Source organism: Myxococcus sp. AM010, from assembly GCF_013372585.1.
In the GTDB taxonomy this organism is placed as follows: Bacteria; Myxococcota; Myxococcia; order Myxococcales; family Myxococcaceae; genus Myxococcus; species Myxococcus vastator.
Window position 1 is genome coordinate 1 of the sequence record NZ_JABXEO010000188.1, and the last position, 3,114, is coordinate 3,114.

A 3,114-nucleotide genomic window follows, 5' to 3' on the forward strand; every position below is an offset into this window, starting at 1 on the left:
GGGATGGTGGGGAGGCGGCGATGGGCAATCGGGGTGCTGGCGTTCGGGCTTCTCCTCGTGGGGTGCGGGGAGAGGGCGCACGCGGCGGCTCGCGCTCCGGGCTTGGAGGTGGCGGGGTCGGCTGCAGGTGAGGGTGAGGGGGTCCTGGCGTGGACGCGTCCGCTGGTTCTGGGGGACAGCGAAGCGCCACATGCCGTGGTGGCTCCCGACGGGGACGTCCTCGTCGCGGCGACCTACCGTGAGCCTCTGGACCTTGGGGGAGGCCCCCTGCCCTTCAACCACGTATCAAAAGCGCCTCACCTGCTGGTGGCGCGCTTCTCTCCGGAGGGCACCCTGCGCTGGGCGCATGGGCTTTCGCCGGAGGCAGACACCGCGCGCGCGCACGTGGGCGGGCTCACCGTGGATGGCGAAGGCAACGCGTGGCTGGGCGGCGTCTCCGCCGGCTTCGCGCTGGGCAAGGCGACCATCCCACCCGGCGCCTTCCTGGCCCGGCTGTCGCCCCAGGGGGCGCTGGAGCGCGTGCGGCGCTTCGACGGCACGGGTGCGCTCACCGTCCATGCGCTCGCGCCGGACGGCACGGACGGCGTGGTGCTGGTGGGAGACTTCCATGGCCAACGCGACTTCGGTGACGGCGTGAGGAAATCCCCACGGGGCCAGCGCTCCGCCTTCGCGGTGAGCCTGGACGCCAGCGGACAGACGCGCTGGAGCCGCACCTGGGCCGCGGGGGACGAAGGCCTGGTGACGGCTCGGGCCGTGGCGGTGGATGTCTTTGGCGGCGTGCACGTCGCGGGGGCCTATGCGGGCTCCGTCTGCTTTGGCGGGTCGGCGCTCGTCACGGTGCGCCAGCGCACGCCCTTCGTGCTGAAGCTGTCCTCAGACGGCGCGCACGCCTGGAGCCGGGAGTTGCGGGGCACCGAGGGCACCGCCAATGCCCTGGCGGTGGGCCCCGACCGCGTCTTCGTCGGTGGGAACTTCTCCGGACGCTTCTATTTCCAGGGGAAGCCTCACATCTCCAACGGCTACCAGGGGTTCGTGACGGTGTTTGATGCCCAGGGCAAGGAGCGCTGGGCGCGCTCCTTCGCGGCCACCGCCACCGCGCTGGCCACGGATGACGCCGGGCAGCTCACCCTGGCGGGCTCGCATGATGGCGGGCTGGATCTGGGTGGCGGCGGCGTGCCCGCGGGCCTCTACGTGGCCCGGCTCCACCCGGAGGACGGCGCTTCGCTCTGGGTGCGCAGCTTCACCAGTCCAGGCCCCACGCTGGCGCGCACGGTGGCGGTGGATGCGAGCGGTTACGCGGTGGCGGCGGGCGCGCTGGCGCGCTCGCATCCAGAAGGCACGCCCTACCCTCGCCCGCGGGATGGATTCCTCCTGCGGCTGCGGCCCTGAGCCCGGCGGACGGCACAGCGCCCGGGTCATCGACGCTGGGGCCTCAGCGAAGCTTCGGACCCGTGGCGGACACGCTCGCCGCGACATCCGCGTCCCGAATGCGCCCCTGCCGTCGCATTTCACGCGCCAGGAAGGGGGCATCCCGCTCCAGGGACCAGAGCGGGACAGGTTGATGAGCAACCGCTGGGCTCCAGTAGCTGTCGAAGTACCTTCGACACATGTGCTGGTACTCACGAGAATCGAGCCCCAACCGCTCGATGGTTTCACGGACCCTGGCTTCCACCTCCGGGGCCAGGCCCACGGCGGGCTCCACCTTGAACGTCCCCAGGTTGAGGACAAACCAACCGTCCTCAACCATGCACGGATCGAGCACGTTGGCGAACTCTCGCTTGCGCGCATTCATCCGTGAGCAGGCCAGACGATAATTGTCCCATTCATAAGCCTGCCGATGCTCCGTGCTCACCATGGCGACAAAGTGGTCGACCGTCGGCCCACAGAGCGGTTCGATGTAGAAACAGGCGTATGCGCAAATACCCCCATATGCGGCGTGCAGGACAGGCAGCGCGCGGGTCCAGTAGGGGTGTCGCCGAAGATCCGAAGCCTTCAAATCTTCGATTCGCTCCGCTCGCCTGGTGATTCGCGGCCCCGTGCGCTTCATCAAGGGCGGCTGGCCAACCAGCTCAGCCAAGGCACTCAATCCAGGCTTCCGAACCTGGTTTTCGAAATCAAAGACAGGAGGTCGCGGCTCTGGCTGCTTCAAGACACGAATCACTGGCTCAGCCCCGCCTCGCGCGCCCAGAAGCGCCACCGCAGCCAGAATGGGTCAACATCGGGAAGGCTGGCGCGCAGCGCGTCGCGGGCCTGGGTGAACTCGTCGGACGACACGCCCTGTCGCCGCTCCATCAATGCCTCGGCGCGCTGGATGGCTTGCTCGGCCTCCAGCGAGCGGGGCTCCCCGAGGTCGAAGATTTCAGAAACGAGCCAGGAGTTCGCGTCACCCCGGCGATGCCATTCCTCCTTGTGAAGGACAACCTCCCTGTCCTGGAGATTGAGGTGCCACAAGGCATCTTCCTGGGCGTCAAAGAGCGGCTCCAGTGAAGCCAGTAGCAGCGGCGAGTGTGTCACGGCGAGAATCTGGACCTGGACGTCACCAGCGCCCGTGAGCGCCTCCATGACCTTGAGCAGGGAGCGCAGGACGGTCCGCTGCCAACGAGGATGCAGATGCGCCTCCACCTCGTCGATCAAGAAGATGATGGACCGGGTGGCCTCCTGGTTCATCAAGCGGCTTGCCTGCAGATGCTCCTGCCACGTCCACACCAGCAAGTAGGCCAGCGTGATGACGCGTCTGACACCCGCGGACGCGTACACCACGGGAACCTCCTGACCGTACCCCGTGCGAAGGGTCGGCATGTCCCGGACGTCTTCCAGGCTGACGCGAGTGAGCTCTCCCGGCGCGAGGAGCTCCACATCCGAAGGAGAGAGTGCATGGAGCGCCTGGCGGAGTTGCTGATACGGCTCTCCATTGCGCCCCTGCCAGGAAGCCCAGTCCGCGATAAGCCCGTTGCACAGGTGCTTTCCATCGGGCTTGAGCCCATCCCACCCCCTGTGTCAGGGAAGTTGTCGCCTCGGCTGACCGGCCGGGATGACCACGCCATGGGGGCGAGAGCAGGCAGGACGCAGTGTCGTACACGGATGCATTCAAGTCGCAGATGGTGAAGCGGATGG

3 protein-coding genes are annotated in these 3,114 nt (G+C 67.9%); 1 reads left to right on the plus strand and 2 read right to left on the minus strand.

Annotated elements, in window-relative coordinates; genetic code table 11:
• Positions 1 to 195: 195 nt before the first annotated feature.
• Positions 196 to 1,389 carry a hypothetical protein gene (locus HV826_RS36170; RefSeq protein ID WP_368671074.1) on the plus strand — a complete coding sequence of 398 codons (1,194 nt, stop codon included), beginning with the start codon at positions 196 to 198 and terminating at the stop codon, positions 1,387 to 1,389.
• A 43-nt stretch (positions 1,390 to 1,432) separates the two neighbouring features.
• On the opposite strand, the gene HV826_RS36175 is transcribed toward HV826_RS36170, so the two are convergent.
• Both HV826_RS36175 and HV826_RS36180 read right to left on the minus strand, forming a co-directional pair.
• Positions 1,433 to 2,077: a hypothetical protein gene (locus HV826_RS36175; protein ID WP_176421550.1), complete on the minus strand. Its 645-nt coding sequence runs from the start codon at positions 2,075 to 2,077 to the stop codon at positions 1,433 to 1,435.
• 80 nt (positions 2,078 to 2,157) lie between these two features.
• The gene (locus tag HV826_RS36180; protein ID WP_407938464.1) at positions 2,158 to 2,958 is read right to left on the minus strand and encodes an AAA family ATPase; all 801 of its coding nucleotides are present in this window, start codon (positions 2,956 to 2,958) and stop codon (positions 2,158 to 2,160) included.
• Between the last annotated feature and the right edge of the window lie 156 nt (positions 2,959 to 3,114).